This window comes from Aeromonas sp. PS2Canimalfood6 (genome assembly GCF_048276795.1).
GTDB lineage: Bacteria > Pseudomonadota > Gammaproteobacteria > Enterobacterales > Aeromonadaceae > Aeromonas > Aeromonas caviae.
Genome location: NZ_JBLUXC010000039.1, coordinates 14,536 through 29,049, shown reverse-complemented (window position 1 = coordinate 29,049; position 14,514 = coordinate 14,536). Strand labels below are relative to the sequence as shown.

Below are 14,514 nucleotides of genomic sequence, written 5' to 3'. Positions count from 1 at the left end.
GCAACTGGCATTTGTCGCGACCCGACGCACATTTGTCCCTCCCCCCGCTCTGAAGTACCGACTCATCGTACCTCTCGGCGACAAGCAGTCGGTGATTTGCTATGCTCACGCCGCATTTTTTTGGAGAGCAGACGCACATGTCCCTTGGACAGAAGATTTCCAGAGCCATCCTGCAATGGCCGGTCAGCGGCTTGGTCAATCACAAGAGCCTGCCGGAAAACCCCATCACCGAGCTCAAGCTGGATCCGGCCAGACCCATCGTCTATGCCCTGAAGACCAGCTCGATCACCGACCTGATGACCCTGCAACAGTGCTGCGAGGATCTCGGCCTGCCCGGCCCCTTCACGCCGCTGGAGCTGAACGGTCAACTGCTGCCACGCTACGTCTGTCTGGATCGTCCGCCTCCCCTGTTTGGCACACGCAACAAGCCGCTCCCCTTCCTGCAGGAGTTCCACCAGCTGCTGGACCTGCACAAGCAGGATCCGGCGCTGGACATCCAGGTAGTACCCGTCACCCTGTTCTGGGGCCGCGCCCCGGGCCGGGAAGGCGAGGAGGCCTCCGGCTGGAACATCATCAGCAGCCTGGCGCCAAACCGCCTGAAGAAGGCGCTGATCGTGATCCTGAAAGGGCGCGAGAACCTGGTGCGCTTCTCCCCGCCCCTCTCCCTGCGCTACATGGCGGACAAGCACGGCACCGACGAGGCCATCGCCCACAAGCTGGCGCGGGTGGCCCGCACCCACTTCAGCCGCCAGCAGCTGGCCGCCACCGGGCCCAAGCTGCCGAACCGCAACCTGCTGTTCAAGCAACTGCTGGATTCGAGCGTGATCCAGCAGGCCATCGAGGAGGAGGCCAGACGGGAAGGAATCAGCCTGGAGAAGGCGCAAAAGCGTGCCCACGGCTACATGGACGAGATCGCCTCCAATTTTTCCTATCGGTTGATCCGCCTCGGCGAAAGCTTCCTCGGCTGGCTGTGGAACAAGCTCTATCGCGGCCTCTCGGTCAACGGAGCAGAGCAGGTGCGTCAGCTGGCCCAGGAAGGGCATGAGATCGTCTACGTCCCATGCCATCGCAGCCACATGGATTACCTGCTGCTCTCCTACGTCATCTACCACCAGGGCATGGTGCCACCCCACATCGCGGCGGGCATCAACCTCAACTTCTGGCCGGCGGGCCCCATCTTCCGCCACGGCGGCGCCTTCTTCATCCGCCGCACCTTCAAGGGCAATCCGCTCTACAGCACGGTATTCCGGGAGTACCTCAACCTGCTGTTTGCCAAGGGCTACTCGGTGGAGTTCTTCACCGAGGGCGGGCGTTCGCGTACCGGTCGCCTGCTGCCCCCCAAGACCGGCATGCTGGCCATGACCCTGCAGGCCATGATGCGCGGACTGGACAGGCCGGTCACCCTGGTCCCCGTCTACCTCGGCTACGAGCACGTGATGGAGGTGAACACCTACCACAACGAGCTCAAGGGCAGCCGCAAGGAGAAGGAGAGCTTCCTGCAGGTGCTCGGCATCCTGCGCAAGCTGCGCAACTACGGCCGCGGCTTCGTCAACTTCGGTGAGCCGCTGACCCTCAACAATTACCTCAACAAGCACGTGCCCAGCTGGAAGGAGCACATCGGTGAGGAGGAGCGTCCCGAGTGGATGGCGCCTACGGTCAACCAGCTGGCCGAGCTGCTGATGACCCGCATCAACGGGGCTGCCGCCGTCAACGGCCTGACCCTGAGCGCGCTGGCGCTGCTGGCCGCCGAGCGCCATGCCCTGACCCGCGACGAACTGCAGGCCCAGCTCAACACCTATCTGGATCTGCTCAAGCAGGTGCCCTACAGCCCGCACAGCACCATCCCGGACGAGGATGCCAAGACCCTGCTGGATCAGGCGATGGAGCTCAACAAGTTCGAGGTGAGCGAGGACAAGCTGGGCCAGATCGTCAGCCTGGACCGCTATCAGGCGATCTTGCTGACCTACTACCGCAACAACATCCTCCATCTGTTCGCCATGCCCTCCCTGGTGGCGGCCCTGATCGAGCGCTGCGAGGGGATCTCCCGCAGCGAGATCGTTGCCCGTTGCATCGACATCTACCCGCTGCTCAAGACCGAGCTGTTCCTGCGCTACGAAGAGGACGAGCTGCCGGAGCTGATCGATGCCCTGCTGGCCGAGCTGTTGCGCCAGCAACTGGTCGAGGCACGCGACGGCGGCTACTGGGTCAACCCCGGCAACCAGATGCGCCTGCTGCTCTTGGCCGAAAGCATTCAGGAAACCCTGCAACGCTACGCCATCGTGCTGACCCGCATGCTGGCCCAGCCCCACATCGAGGCGGAGCAGCTGGAAGCGGACAGCCTGATGATGGCGGAGCGCCTCGGCACCCTGCACGGCATCAACGCCCCCGAGTTCTTCGACCAGAAGCTGTTCAGCACCCTGATCCACACCCTGCGCAGCGAAGGCTATCTGGATCCGGGCTGCAAACCGGATCTCGGCCGCTTCCAGGCATTGGCCGACAACATAGTGCCGCTGCTCAGCAACAAGATCCGCCGCACCATCCAGGCGGGCAACCGGCTCTGAGGCGTCGACACCCAATAAAAAGGCCGCATCATGCGGCCTTTTTTCATCAAGGAAGGGGGCGGGTTAGAGGTAGTGAACTATCACCCCGAGCAGCACCAGCGCCCCCACGTAGTTGTTGTTGAGGAAGGCCTGGAAGCAGGCTTCCCGCTGCCGCTCCCGGATCAGTCGCTGCTGGTAGACGAACAGCGCCGCCGCCCCCAGCAGTCCCCAGTAATAACCTGACCCCAACCCCATCAGCTGCCCGATCACCAGCAGGATCAGCAGGGTCGCCAGTTGCAGCGCGCCGATGATCCGCTTGTCGTGGCGGCCAAACAGGATGGCGCTCGATTTCAGCCCCAGCTTGAGGTCATCGTCCCGGTCCACCATGGCGTACTCGGTGTCATAGGCGATGGTCCACAGCAAATTGGCAAGAAACAACAGCCAGGCTTCCGGCGGCAGGGCATTGGCCTGAGCCGCGTAGGCCATGGGAATGGACCAGGAGAAGGCCATGCCGAGCACCAGTTGAGGGATGGGGATGAAGCGCTTCATGAAGGGGTAGCAGACTGCCAGCAGCAGGCCGGCAAAGGACAGGCTGATGGTGAGCGGGTTCAACGTCAGCACCAGGGCGAACGAGAGAAGCGCCAGCACGGCGAACAGCACCAGCACTTCCCGCTCGGCGACCCGCCCCATGGGCAGCGGTCGCCTGGCGGTGCGTTTCACATGACCGTCGAAGTTGCGATCCGCATAGTCATTGATGACACAGCCGGCAGAGCGCATCAGGAAGACGCCCACCACGAACACGGTCAGGATCCAGGGGTCAGGCAGGCCACCAGCCGCCAGACAGAGCGCCCACAGGGTCGGCCACAGCAGCAGCAGGGTACCGATGGGCTTGTCGATGCGGGCCAACTGCGCATAGGCCAGTCCCCGCTCCTTGGTTAACAGCTTCACTCCAGCTCCTTATCCGATGGCAACGAATGAGACGATAGCGAGGGCAGGAAAAGTTCATGGACCAGCAGTGGCCATTGCCCCAGAAACAGGCGGGAACGACGCCCCCAGACAGTGGCGGCCGAACACCAGGGATTGCTCGCTATCTCGAAACAGGCCAGTTGCAGGTGATCCCGCCGCGCCGGTGCGTCACCGAAAATGCGCTCTCCCAGCGGCTGCTCTCCCAGATCCTGCAAACCGCCCCCTTGCAAGGCCGCTTCGGCAAACAGGGTCCAACCCAGGATGGCAGGCCCGCCATCACCGTGCAGGATCACCTCACGGCACATGCCCGCGGGGGCCGACACCGCCACCAGCGCCTGCTCGTCCACCGTCAGCGACACGGCGCGATTGCCGAGCAGTTGCACCGAGAGATGATGATTGTAACGACGCAGGCGCCGGGTCATGGAATCGGCCTCCAGCAACCAGGGACGCAGCGCCTCGGGCGGTTCGCACTCTGCAGGCGCCCGCCACGGGACGAGCTGGACGAGGGGAACAGTCAACTCGGACTTCACAGCTTCACCATCCGGAGATTTCCGTTGTCAGGTTAAAAACCGGTTTATTATCCGTAAATCAATGGCGAATTGTAAGAACATCCGTGCTTGACGGCCCCGATGGCAGCATCAAAAATGGGGCATCCGTCGCTGCCGAGCCATCCAGATGAAGATCTTCAGAATTCTGCTGCTGTCCCTGGGGTGTACCCTCTTGAATACACAGGCCTTCGCCAATGAGGAAGAGGCCACCGATCCCGCCTCCTCCGCCGTCCAGCCGGGATTCGCCTATCACGCTCTGGATCCGGACATCATCACCAACTACCTTGGCGACGGCAAAACCCTCGGCTATGTACGGGTGACGGTAGAGCTGATGGCCACGGACGCTGCCGGCCTCAAGTTGCTGGAGCAGCACGACCCCCTGATCCGCGACGCCATCATCCGGCTGATTGGCAGCAAGACGGGCGCACAGATCAAGTCCCTGGTGAACCGGGAAGAGCTGCGCAAGGAGTGTGAGGCCAAGGTCAACGAACTGCTGGTCAAGGAGACGGGCAAGAAGGCGGTCCGCGAGCTCATCTTCACCAAATACCTGTACCAGTAACCACACCGGGAGGGGTCCTGCCCCTCTCACCCGTTGCATTCACTGTCGAGGACGTCATGGGTCACAAGACGCTGTGTGAGTGGCGCCGTCACGAGATCCCCGCCGATCTCAAGACGCTGCGCAAGATTGTGCGCAAACCCAAATTCGTGTGTGGCAAGTGTGCCCGCAGCGCCAATGACAAGGATTACCTGTGCCAGCCGCTGCGGCTGAAGCATAAAGAAGGGTAGCTCCCTCTTCTCACGAAGAGGTTCACGCAAGATTTCAGAAGAGAGAGGAAGGCTGATTTATTGATCAGTCCAGCCATGGCGACCCTGTTCAAACAGGCGACGGGCCTGCACGTCGTTGGGACAGACGCCGCGATACTCCTCTCCCGACCGTCCTGCCAGATAGAGATGCTCGGGTCGGCAATACCAGGCCAGCCCCTTCTGGCGACCCAGCTCCCAAAGGGCAAGGTCCACTTTTTCCCCGCACTGGGTCTGGTGAAAAGCAACCCGATCGCCAGCAAAACCGAGCTTGCCGTCCGCCTCTCCCACGTCGCTCCACACCTTCTCGCAAGGGTCGTCGGAGTTGGAAACACAGCCCCCGAGCAGGGTGGCACAAAACATGATGACGAGTGAGCGCATATTCATCCTTGGCGTCGTTGGAATCGTTGTTGAGCCGCTGCCTGCCTCGTACAGCGTCATTTGAGCAGTTCATTCTAACCAGCCCGCCCCGTTCTCACCAAGGGCTGCCCCCTCGCCACACAAAAAATCGGGCGGGCACCAGGCCCGCCCTCAGGCGTTACAGGGAGTCACTGATCGTCGAGAGGGTCATAGTCCTGCCAACTCTCGTCATCCAGCTCCTCCAGCTCGTCTTCCCAGGATTCCGGCTCCCAGTCATCATCGAGATCGAAATCAGGCGTCTGCGTACCCATGCTCATTCTCCTTGGATAGTGCACCGGCCTACAAAGTCTATCCAGAATAATGGGGCTCGCCAGTGGTTCCGCTCAGAGCTTGACCAAGGTGCAGCCAGCCACCTGGAGTCATGGCTCCGGTGGCATCCACGCTCTGCTCCAACCCGGTGACAGACCGGGCGAACACGTCGGCTGGCAGTTCCCGCGCAGGACGACGGTGCACCAACCGGGTCTTCGGTCACAACGCCTTGAACATGCTTGCCTCGCCCTGTCGTGGCATCGCTCCTCAGGTGCTCTGGCGCTTTTGCAATTGAAAATCCAGGGCGAGGCTCATGCCGGCCACCTCCTCGCCCGCCAGCTGGCGCAGGATCAGCTCCGCCGCCTCCCTGCCCATCTGGTGATAGGGGATCCTGACCGAAGTCAGCGCAGGATGACAGGCGCGCGCCACATCCAGATCGTCGAAACCGGCGATGGCGAGCTTGCCCGGCACGCTCAGATGGCGGCGCTGGCATTCGAACAGCACCCCGGCCGCCAGCTCGTCGTTGACGCAGATCAGCGCATCCAGTTCGGGCCAGCGCAGCAGAAACTCCCCCAGCATGGCCGCCCCCGTGCTAAAACTCGGCAGCTCAGAGGTATTGATGATGGCGTCCGGAGAGAGGTAGTTGTCCAGCAGCGCCTTCTGCCAGCCCTGCATACGCTGCTGCAGCATCCACTGCTCCTGGCGGGCACAGAGAAAGCCGATGTTGCGATGACCGCGCTCGATGAGGTGGCGGGTCAGCTGATAACCGGCATCGAAGTTGGAGACCCCGACGTTCATGTCGATGGGATGGCGCGCCATGGCTCCCACCTCCACCACCGGCAAGCGAGCCGCCTGCAGGCGCTGCCGGATGACCTCCCCGGGATCCCCCCCAAACAACACCACGGCCGCCGGATTGTGCTGCAGGAAATTGCTGAGCAGGCTGGCCTCCTGCTGCTTCAGGTGCTGGGCATCCCCCAGCATGATCTGATAGCCCTCGGCGAGCAGGGTCTGCTGCAGCCCGGCAATCATGTCACCGCAAGCGCGTTCCGCCAGGCTGGGGACGATGACCACTATGGTCTGGGAAGTGGCGGACGCCAGCGCCCCCGCCGCCCGATTGGGGATATAGCCGAGTTCATCCACCGCCGCCTCGATGCGCTCGCGCATCTTGTCGGACACCAGCTCGGGGGTGCGCAGGGCGCGCGACACCGTCATGGCTCCCACGCCAGCCAACTGGGCCACGTCGTTGAGGGTCACCCGACCCGTGCTGCGGCGTTTTTTCGCTTCTGACATCCTTTCCCTTCCTCGGCATGCGGGCATTCACTTTAAGGCAAAAGCGGGGCACTGACTATTTGCTCAAACCGGATTTTACCTTCTTTGAGGCCGATAAGGGGCAGGATGAATCCCTCCTGTGAGAGAAATGATAGCGCTATCACAGATCAATGTTAGCGCTATCTGGTAGCGCTAACTTTCGGGATCAAGCTCACAGTTATCAAGGGGCAAGATCGCTAGATTGGCGCCATCCTATCCAGCCCGGACACTGCCATGCTGACCCAATTGCTGACCGAGGAGGTCATTTCCATCGAAGCGGGCGCCCGCGACTGGCGCCACGCCATCGAGCTGGCCACCGCCCCCCTGCTGGCCAACGGCACCATAGAGCCTTCCTATGTGGCGGCGCTCTATCGCTCCCACGAGGAGCTCGGCCCCTACTACGTGCTGGGACCGGGCCTGGCCATGCCCCACGCCCGCCCGGAAGACGGCGTCAACCGGTTGGGACTGGCGCTGACCGTGCTGAAGGAGGGGGTCAACTTCGGCTCCGAGGGCAACGACCCGGTGCGGCTGCTGGTCACCCTGGCCGCCAGCGACAGCAACTCCCACGTGGAGACCATCGCTCAGCTTGCCGAGCTGTTCATGAATGAAGAAGACGTGGCGGCCATCATGGCGGCCACCAGCAAAGACGACATCCTGCGCATCCTGGCGCGTTATTGAGCGGCGCCCTGCGCCCGACAGAGGAAGAGAGCATGAAAATTCTGGTTGTATGCGGACACGGCCTGGGCACCAGCCTGATGATGGAGATGAGCATCAAGAGCATTCTCAAGGAGCTGGCCGTGACGGCCGAGGTGGATCACCGGGATCTCGCCTCTGCCGGCAGCGAGAGCGCCGAGATCTTTGTCGCCACCCGCGACATCGCCGAACAGCTGGTCAGCATGGGTGTCAACGGTCGGCTGGTATCGCTGGACAACATGGTCGACAAGGCCGCCATGAAAGAAAAACTCGCCATCGCCCTGCACGAGCTGGGCGCACTCTAACCCCTTTGTGACTGTCTGGGCGGCTGGTGAGCCGCCGCTTCCATCTGCTTGGAGCTGACCATGGAATTTTTCAATTTTCTGATGTTTGACGTGCTGTCGGAGCCGGCCGTGCTGGTTGGCCTCATCGCCCTCATCGGCCTGATCGCCCAGAAGAAACCGGTGACCGAGTGCATCAAGGGCACGGTCAAGACCATCATGGGCTTCGTCATCCTGGGGGCTGGCGCCACCCTGGTGGTGAACTCCCTTGGCGACTTCGCCACCATCTTCCAGCACGCCTTCGGCATCAAGGGGGTCGTCCCCAACAACGAGGCGATCGTCTCCATCGCCCAGCAGTCATTCGGCAAGGAGATGGCGATGATCATGTTCTTCGCCATGCTGGTGAACATCCTGATCGCCCGGCTCACCCCGTGGAAATTCATCTTCCTGACCGGTCACCACACCCTGTTCATGTCGATGATGGTGGCAGCCATCCTCTCCGCCGGCGGTATGAGCGGCATCCCGCTCATCGCGGTGGGCAGCCTGGTGGTCGGCGTCACCATGGTGCTGTTCCCGGCCCTCGCCCACCCCTACATGAAGCAGATCACCGGCTCCGATGACGTGGCACTCGGCCACTTCTCCACCTGCTCCTACGTGCTGGCCGGCTGGATCGGCGCCAAATTCGGCAACAAGGCCCACAGCAGCGAAGAGGTGCAGGTGCCCAAGAGCCTGCTGTTCCTGCGCGATACCCCGGTGGCCATCTCCTTCACCATGGGCATCATCTTCCTCATCACCTCCGCCTTCGCCGGCCCCGAGTTCGTCGCCAGCGTCGCCAAGGGCAAGCACTGGTTCATGTTCTCCCTGATGCAGTCCATCACCTTCGCCGCCGGTGTCTACGTCATCCTGCAGGGGGTGCGGATGGTCATCGCCGAAATCGTGCCGGCCTTCAAGGGGATCTCCGACAAGCTGGTGCCCAACGCCAAGCCGGCGCTCGACTGCCCCATCGTCTTCCCCTATGCCCCCAATGCGGTGCTGATCGGCTTCCTGTCGAGCTTCGCCGCCGGTCTGGTGGGCATGGTGCTGCTCTACCTGCTGGGGCTCACCGTCATCATTCCAGGCGTCGTGCCGCACTTCTTCGTCGGTGCAGCGGCCGGGGTGTTCGGCAATGCCACCGGCGGCCGTCGCGGCGCTCTACTCGGTGCCTTCGCCAACGGCCTGCTGATCACCTTCCTGCCGGTGTTCCTGCTGCCGGTACTGGGGGATCTCGGCTTTGCCAACACCACCTTCAGCGATGCCGACTTCGGTGTGGTGGGGATCCTGCTCGGCCTCATCGTACGCTGATCACTCTTCCCCATCGGGGGCATGGCCAGCGGTGCCATGCCCCCGCTCATCTTCCCGCACTGCCAGCCTGGCCCCACCAGCCCGAACAACGTCGAAAATATGTGCAAACACAGTGCGTTGGATCGGATTTTCACCCCATAGCGGCAGCATCTGACAGGGGAGTACGATATGCTGATGCGCTGACGTTCAACCCGACCTTCGCTCGAGGCCCTTTCCATGAAATACCTGGTAGTACAAACCAAACAGATAGGAGATGTGCTGATCTCCACCTCACTGTGCAACAACCTCAAGCAGCACGACCCTGCCGGGGAAGTTCACTATCTGGTCATGGATTACTGCGCGGGCATGGCAGAGGGAAACCCCAACATCGATCGGTTGATCGTCATCGAGAAGGCGCGCCGCAACGAGTGGCGCTACATGAAGGATTTGCTGCTGGGCATTCGCCGCGAGCGCTACGATGTGGTGATCAACAGCCAGGGCCAGATGATAGGCCTGCTCACCTGCCTCTTCTCCGGCGCCCGCCTGCGGATCGGCTTCGACTCTTTCCCATGGCGCCTGGGCCACAACCGCATCGTGCGCTTTCGCCATGACACCGAGCATCAGGGCAACAGCACCCTGGTGGACGACCGATTTTCACTGCTCAAGCCCCTCGGCCTCGCCAGGGAGGATCGCAACTACTATCTCTGGCTCAGCGACGGGGAGAGACAACGGGGGCGCGAGACCCTGCTGGCCGCTGGCGTCGACCCGACCCGGCCACTCATCGCCATGGGAGTGAACTCCCTCGGTCACTACAAGCGCTGGCCCATCGACTGCTTCGCCAAAGTCGCCCAGTGGCTCATCGAGGAGCACAATGCCCAGATACTGGTCTATTGCGGACCGGGGGAAGAGGAGTACAACCGGGGGCTGAAGCCGCTGCTGCCAGAAGCGCTGCAGGCCAGCGTGTTTGACCATGTTCAGACCCGCTCGGTACGGGAGCTGGTGGGGCTCTTCGCCCATTGCCAGCTTTTCGTCGGCAATGACACCGGACCGCGCCACATGGCGCAGGCCATCGACCTGCCCCTGCTGACCATAGTGGCCCCCGGTGGCGACAAGATCATCGCCAACCCGGTCAACCACCCCCGTTATCAGGCCATCGATGTGTTCGATGCCAAGGGGCCCGGCTTCCAGCTGCCGCAGAACGCGGAGAAGGACTTCATCGACGAAGCCCTGCTGCGCGCCATCACTCCCGAGCTGGTGATTGCACGGCTGACAGCGCTGCCTGATTGGCAAGCAGCCACGCCCTGAAAGTACGCTCGAATTCGGCCAGATCGAGGGAGTTGATATCCTGCTCCCTGGTATTGGTCGAGAACAGCACTGTGGCCGACGGGGAGTTGGGGTGCCACTCGAGGAAGTTCTCGTTGCCGCCACCTATGTCCGGGTTGTAGAGGCCAAGAATGGGCTTGTGCAGCCCGGCGGCGATGTGCACCGTCGCCGTGTCCACCGAGATCAGCCCCTGACACTGGCGCAGCTGGGCAAACAGCCCGGCCAGCGAGGGTGCATCCGGTGACAGCAGCAGGCGCTCCGGTTGACTCAGGCCGGCCCGGATCCCGGCCACCTCCTCTTCCATGCCCGGCGGATAGAGCAGGCAGATGGCGCAAGAACCGGCCGCCAGCATCTGCTCAATCATCTGGCTGATAAGTTCGGGCCGCAGGCGGCGGGAGCTGCCACTGCCATAAGGGTTGAAACAGAGGACCGGCGCGGCCGGCCACCAGCTGGCCAGCGCATCGGACGGGCTCATGGTCGGGACTATGTACTGCTGATCCGGATTGCTCACGCCGAGCCGCTGCAGCAGCAGGGCGAACTTGTCGGAGAAGTGCATGCCGCTGGAGGCCTTGCCCAGCTTGAGGTTGACCGCCTGCAGGGCATCGTCCATGCCGGCGACCCAATCCGCCCTCACCTGACTGATGAAGAAGATATCCTTCATTTTCAGCATTTTGCCAAAATGCACCAGGCACTCCACCTCCCCCAGCGAATGGGCCAGCCGCTTGAGCTGGCCATAGCCCGGCCGCTTGGGCACCTCTATCACCTTGTCCATGCCGAAATGATCGCGAAACAGGGGCGCCATGGCCGCAGTCGTGACGATCCACACCTCCCGCTCCGGGCTGGCGCGCTTGATCTCACGGGCCACCCAGGACGAGACGATGGCATCGCCCAGTTTGGCATCCCAGCGCAGCAACACTATCTTCCCCTTGCGCTCGTGCAGCGGAGCCGGCCGCTTGCGATCGAACAGCAGCTGCCCCAGCTTGCGGCGAAGAATGTCACGCTGGAGTTGCAGATCGTTGATTAATGACATGAATCCACCAGAAGAGCCGTTGAATTGGGAGAAGGATAATACCAGCCTGACGCGGCTAGAGCGCCATCAGGGCATCGACCTGACGGCTGATCTCGGCCGGCGACAGGGCCGCCAGCTGATCCGTGGTCGACCTCAGCACTATGTTGCGGCCCGCCAGCGGGATGAAGGCATCGCGCCAGCGCTCGTTGTTCATCAACACCAGGGTGGGCACCCCGAAGGAAGAGGAGATATGGATGATGGAGGTATCGGTGGAGATGACCCCTCGCGCATCCTTGATGATCTTGGCGGCATCGAGAATGGTGTCGGGAAACAGCGCTCTCATGTCTTGCCGCGAACAGGCCACTGGCTGCCTGGAGAAGACCAGGTAGGAGATCCCCTCATAGGCAGGCAACTGCGCCAGAATCCCGTCGATCTGCGCCTCCGTCATCGAGTTGCCGACCTGGCTACCCGTCAGGTTGACCAGCAGATAACGGCCATACGCACGGGTATCCAGCTGCTCATTGCAGGGCGACGGTATGGTGACCGGCATCCCGGTCTGCTCGCCGGTCACGCTGAGCATGCGATAGACGAAGTGATCCCGGTTGGGACGTGACGACACTATGGTGGCCTTCTTGTTGAACAGCGGCAGCAACTTCTGCTGCCCTTCGCTCTTGAAGCGCAGGGGCAACGACTGCAAGCGCCCGTTGGCCAGCAACAGCAACTTGGCCATGGCGATATCGTCAGGCTCGTCAAACAGATTGATCACCAGGTCATATCGCCGCTGCCTGAGTTCACGCAGCTTGCACCACATGCTCGCCGGCAACAGGGTGTCGTTGAGGGTGATCACGTGACATTCGTCGATCCCGGCGACCGATGCCGCCAGCAGCTGGTTGCGCCGGCTGCACACCAGCTCGAGCCGCGCGGCGGGGTAGATCTCCCTGAGCCGAGCGATGGCGGGCAGGGTAAGAATGAAGTCGCCGATGGCGTCATAACCGACCACCAGCACTCTCTCCACCTGCGCTCCGGCAGGGCATGGGGCGGCGTCAGGCTCTCTGCCAATCAGCCATCTGGCAATGGAATGAGTAAGCAACTTTTTGAGGTTCATGGGTTATCCAGCATGTGTGGCCGCTGCTTTGGCAAGGCCCGCAGGGTGCCGACCCGCCGTCGGCACGCTCCGCCCTATTTCAGATAGTGGCCGTAGGCCCTGTCATCTATGGTGGTGGTGAACAGATCCACATCCAGACAGCTGGGTTCCACCCCGGATGCGGTCAGGCCATTGAGCTGCAACCGGCCGGTCAGATAGTCGGAAGGCATCCGCAGCGGATAGGCGCACTGCAACAGCTTCTTGGCCCCGGTCAGGCTCAGCACATACCCTGCGGTAGAGAGCACACCTCGTTTGGAGGTGCGGCTGGGGGTCAGGTATCTGGCGAGTCGATAACCACCCGGCAGGGATGACAGGAACGGCCAGCGTTTGGCTTTACCATGGTGCAGGAAGACGATTTCCGATTTGCAGGAGTGCACTATGGCCTCGATGATGGCCTTGCTGTGCATGTGCAGGTAGATGTCATCCTCCAGCACCACGCAGCGCTCAATGCCCTCGGCGACGATGCGCTCATAAAGCCGGATATGGCTCATGGCACAACCTATCTCGCCAAAACTCAGCGCATGGCCGCACACCTCCTTGGCCAGTTCAAAATCCACCTTGGCCAGTTCGGCACTGCTCAACGCCTTCCCGTCGGTTGCGTCTACAAATTCGAAATCTATGCCCAAATGCGCCATCTGCTGGACAACCATCGCCCGTCGCTCAACGCTGCGAGCCAAACTGATGACAAAAACTGGAATCATGACGTACGGGTATCCTTTTTCAACTCATGGGCAAACCAGATGAAAACCAGGCTGAGCGTGTACAGATAGAGCACCCCTTGATGCTCAAACGGCACATCACTCAATGAATTAACTGAAAACGCCAGCGGCACCAGCACTCCGGCGGAAATCTTGCTGATGTTGGTCGCGGCAAGGTAGAGAGGCCAACCCAGAAAAACCAGCAGCGCGACAAAGCCGATGCCGCCCCGGATCACCAGGTTCTGCATGTACTGGTTATGGGAATGAGCCAGCGCCGGATGAAAGATCAGCTCGGAAATCTGATGGTTGTTGACCTGCGTCTGCTTCAGCGCATCAAAACCATCGGTACCCACCCCGACAACCGGCGAATCCAGAAAGCCCAGCCAGGCGCTCTGCCAGGCAATCACCCGCAGGCCCCAGGAGGAATCAAAAGAGCCGTTTTCTGCCGATTTAAGATCCGACACGGCTTCGGCAACCCGCACCTGTACCAGCTGGTTGGTCTGATAGATGGCGCCTGTCGTGGCCATGCAGAGCACGGCGACGGCAATGTATTTCCACGGTTTGAAGTAGGCCTTGTAGCAGATGACGTAGGCGAGAATGATCCCGAAGGCGAGCCAGACCCCCCGACTCTGGGAGAGATACAGTGCAAACAGGGCAGCGAGCAGGCCAACCAGAGCCCCCCCTCTCAGCCAGGCGGCCAGTTGCCCCTGCTGAAAGACAAACCAGTTGAGAATCGCCAGGGCAAGTGCCGCCTGCGAGAAGAGAATGGCATTGGTGAACCCCTCCACCCTGACGATACCGTGATGGTACTGCCAGAAGCTGAGGATCCCGAGCCCGACGCCACCCAGCACGATGGCCAGGTACCCCAGCATCAGCAGCACGGGTTTGCGCGGCATCATCAGCGCGAAGACAGCGACATAAAACAGCCCCCGCATCACCCCGTACTGATCGCCATGGATCAACCGGTTCACGAAGATCATGACGGCGTACACCAGCAGGCCCCAGAGAATCCGGCGATCCCTGAGACCAACATCCCGCTGCTTGCCGACAAAGTAGTTCAACAGACCGAAGATCCCGGTCACCACCAGCAAGTTGGAGAGGATGCTCTGGCCAGGAGGGACCAGAAACAACCCACAGAAGGCAAACATTATGGTTAGTGCATAAACAGTGGTCGTTGCTCTATCGAGCAGTTCGTGAGGCTTAATAGACATCAA

Annotated in this window: 16 protein-coding genes; 7 read left to right on the top strand and 9 right to left on the bottom strand. The window is 61.6% G+C overall.

The window, feature by feature from the left end:
* Positions 1-137: 137 nt before the first annotated feature.
* Positions 138-2,561 (top strand): glycerol-3-phosphate 1-O-acyltransferase PlsB, encoded by a 2,424-nt coding sequence (gene plsB / locus ACNPAA_RS15085; RefSeq protein ID WP_417891846.1) that lies wholly within the window; start codon positions 138-140, stop codon positions 2,559-2,561.
* A gap of 63 nt (positions 2,562-2,624) precedes the next feature.
* Here the strand turns inward: plsB and ubiA are convergent, their stop codons facing one another.
* Together ubiA and ACNPAA_RS15075 are read right to left on the bottom strand one after the other, a co-directional pair.
* Positions 2,625-3,488 (bottom strand): 4-hydroxybenzoate octaprenyltransferase, encoded by an 864-nt coding sequence (gene ubiA / locus ACNPAA_RS15080; RefSeq protein WP_417891845.1) that lies wholly within the window; start codon positions 3,486-3,488, stop codon positions 2,625-2,627.
* Positions 3,485-4,036 carry a chorismate--pyruvate lyase family protein gene (locus tag ACNPAA_RS15075; protein WP_052815555.1) on the bottom strand — a complete coding sequence of 184 codons (552 nt, stop codon included), beginning with the start codon at positions 4,034-4,036 and terminating at the stop codon, positions 3,485-3,487. The genes ubiA and ACNPAA_RS15075 overlap by 4 nt, the downstream gene beginning before the upstream one ends.
* A gap of 145 nt (positions 4,037-4,181) precedes the next feature.
* Here ACNPAA_RS15075 and ACNPAA_RS15070 point away from each other — a divergent pair, with 145 nt between their 5' ends.
* Both ACNPAA_RS15070 and ACNPAA_RS15065 read left to right on the top strand, forming a co-directional pair.
* A complete protein-coding gene (locus tag ACNPAA_RS15070) occupies positions 4,182-4,613 on the top strand; it encodes a flagellar basal body-associated FliL family protein (protein ID WP_052815556.1) in 432 nt (143 codons plus the stop codon).
* A gap of 56 nt (positions 4,614-4,669) precedes the next feature.
* The gene (locus ACNPAA_RS15065) at positions 4,670-4,840 is read left to right on the top strand and encodes a hypothetical protein (RefSeq protein ID WP_010672439.1); all 171 of its coding nucleotides are present in this window, start codon (positions 4,670-4,672) and stop codon (positions 4,838-4,840) included.
* A gap of 57 nt (positions 4,841-4,897) precedes the next feature.
* On the opposite strand, the gene ACNPAA_RS15060 is transcribed toward ACNPAA_RS15065, so the two are convergent.
* The 3 genes from ACNPAA_RS15060 to ACNPAA_RS15050 form a co-directional block, all read right to left on the bottom strand.
* Positions 4,898-5,242 (bottom strand): DUF2799 domain-containing protein, encoded by a 345-nt coding sequence (locus ACNPAA_RS15060; RefSeq protein ID WP_417891844.1) that lies wholly within the window; start codon positions 5,240-5,242, stop codon positions 4,898-4,900.
* Between the two features lie 161 nt (positions 5,243-5,403).
* A complete protein-coding gene (locus ACNPAA_RS15055; protein ID WP_010672437.1) occupies positions 5,404-5,526 on the bottom strand; it encodes a hypothetical protein in 123 nt (40 codons plus the stop codon).
* A 265-nt stretch (positions 5,527-5,791) separates the two neighbouring features.
* On the bottom strand, positions 5,792-6,814 hold the full coding sequence (locus ACNPAA_RS15050; RefSeq protein WP_041212112.1) for a LacI family DNA-binding transcriptional regulator: 1,023 nt from the start codon (positions 6,812-6,814) through the stop codon (positions 5,792-5,794).
* Between the two features lie 252 nt (positions 6,815-7,066).
* Here ACNPAA_RS15050 and ACNPAA_RS15045 point away from each other — a divergent pair, with 252 nt between their 5' ends.
* From ACNPAA_RS15045 to ACNPAA_RS15030, 4 genes are all read left to right on the top strand, one after another.
* The gene (locus tag ACNPAA_RS15045; RefSeq protein ID WP_005307534.1) at positions 7,067-7,510 is read left to right on the top strand and encodes a PTS sugar transporter subunit IIA; all 444 of its coding nucleotides are present in this window, start codon (positions 7,067-7,069) and stop codon (positions 7,508-7,510) included.
* A gap of 32 nt (positions 7,511-7,542) precedes the next feature.
* Positions 7,543-7,830: a PTS sugar transporter subunit IIB gene (locus ACNPAA_RS15040; protein WP_161470367.1), complete on the top strand. Its 288-nt coding sequence runs from the start codon at positions 7,543-7,545 to the stop codon at positions 7,828-7,830.
* A 60-nt stretch (positions 7,831-7,890) separates the two neighbouring features.
* A complete protein-coding gene (locus tag ACNPAA_RS15035; RefSeq protein ID WP_011704190.1) occupies positions 7,891-9,147 on the top strand; it encodes a PTS ascorbate transporter subunit IIC in 1,257 nt (418 codons plus the stop codon).
* A gap of 216 nt (positions 9,148-9,363) precedes the next feature.
* Positions 9,364-10,431, top strand: coding sequence for a glycosyltransferase family 9 protein (locus ACNPAA_RS15030; RefSeq protein ID WP_408763651.1), 1,068 nt, complete (start codon positions 9,364-9,366; stop codon positions 10,429-10,431).
* On the opposite strand, the gene ACNPAA_RS15025 is transcribed toward ACNPAA_RS15030, so the two are convergent.
* The 4 genes from ACNPAA_RS15025 to ACNPAA_RS15010 all read right to left on the bottom strand — a co-directional run bounded on the left by ACNPAA_RS15025 (position 10,367) and on the right by ACNPAA_RS15010 (position 14,511).
* The gene (locus ACNPAA_RS15025; RefSeq protein ID WP_019840907.1) at positions 10,367-11,479 is read right to left on the bottom strand and encodes a glycosyltransferase family 9 protein; all 1,113 of its coding nucleotides are present in this window, start codon (positions 11,477-11,479) and stop codon (positions 10,367-10,369) included. The two genes, ACNPAA_RS15030 and ACNPAA_RS15025, sit on opposite strands and share 65 nt — an antisense overlap.
* Positions 11,480-11,534: 55 nt before the next feature.
* Positions 11,535-12,563: a glycosyltransferase family 9 protein gene (locus tag ACNPAA_RS15020; protein ID WP_263458353.1), complete on the bottom strand. Its 1,029-nt coding sequence runs from the start codon at positions 12,561-12,563 to the stop codon at positions 11,535-11,537.
* Between the two features lie 74 nt (positions 12,564-12,637).
* Positions 12,638-13,303 carry a glycosyltransferase family 25 protein gene (locus ACNPAA_RS15015; protein ID WP_005306929.1) on the bottom strand — a complete coding sequence of 222 codons (666 nt, stop codon included), beginning with the start codon at positions 13,301-13,303 and terminating at the stop codon, positions 12,638-12,640.
* Positions 13,300-14,511, bottom strand: coding sequence for an O-antigen ligase family protein (locus ACNPAA_RS15010; protein WP_262512732.1), 1,212 nt, complete (start codon positions 14,509-14,511; stop codon positions 13,300-13,302). Before ACNPAA_RS15010 ends, ACNPAA_RS15015 begins: the two co-directional genes overlap by 4 nt.
* Positions 14,512-14,514 lie beyond the last annotated feature (3 nt).

Bases quoted from the DNA above. Each gene is read 5' to 3' on its own strand.
- plsB (WP_417891846.1), top strand. From the start codon at position 138: ATGTCCCTTGGACAGAAGATTTCCAGAGCCATCCTGCAATGGCCGGTC.
- ACNPAA_RS15070 (WP_052815556.1), top strand. From the start codon at position 4,182: ATGAAGATCTTCAGAATTCTGCTGCTGTCCCTGGGGTGTACCCTCTTG.
- ACNPAA_RS15065 (WP_010672439.1), top strand. From the start codon at position 4,670: ATGGGTCACAAGACGCTGTGTGAGTGGCGCCGTCACGAGATCCCCGCC.
- ACNPAA_RS15060 (WP_417891844.1), bottom strand. From the start codon at position 5,242: ATGAATATGCGCTCACTCGTCATCATGTTTTGTGCCACCCTGCTCGGG.
- ACNPAA_RS15055 (WP_010672437.1), bottom strand. From the start codon at position 5,526: ATGGGTACGCAGACGCCTGATTTCGATCTCGATGATGACTGGGAGCCG.
- ACNPAA_RS15050 (WP_041212112.1), bottom strand. From the start codon at position 6,814: ATGTCAGAAGCGAAAAAACGCCGCAGCACGGGTCGGGTGACCCTCAAC.
- ACNPAA_RS15045 (WP_005307534.1), top strand. From the start codon at position 7,067: ATGCTGACCCAATTGCTGACCGAGGAGGTCATTTCCATCGAAGCGGGC.
- ACNPAA_RS15040 (WP_161470367.1), top strand. From the start codon at position 7,543: ATGAAAATTCTGGTTGTATGCGGACACGGCCTGGGCACCAGCCTGATG.
- ACNPAA_RS15035 (WP_011704190.1), top strand. From the start codon at position 7,891: ATGGAATTTTTCAATTTTCTGATGTTTGACGTGCTGTCGGAGCCGGCC.
- ACNPAA_RS15030 (WP_408763651.1), top strand. From the start codon at position 9,364: ATGAAATACCTGGTAGTACAAACCAAACAGATAGGAGATGTGCTGATC.
- ACNPAA_RS15025 (WP_019840907.1), bottom strand. From the start codon at position 11,479: ATGTCATTAATCAACGATCTGCAACTCCAGCGTGACATTCTTCGCCGC.
- ACNPAA_RS15020 (WP_263458353.1), bottom strand. From the start codon at position 12,563: ATGAACCTCAAAAAGTTGCTTACTCATTCCATTGCCAGATGGCTGATT.
- ACNPAA_RS15015 (WP_005306929.1), bottom strand. From the start codon at position 13,303: ATGATTCCAGTTTTTGTCATCAGTTTGGCTCGCAGCGTTGAGCGACGG.
- ACNPAA_RS15010 (WP_262512732.1), bottom strand. From the start codon at position 14,511: ATGTCTATTAAGCCTCACGAACTGCTCGATAGAGCAACGACCACTGTT.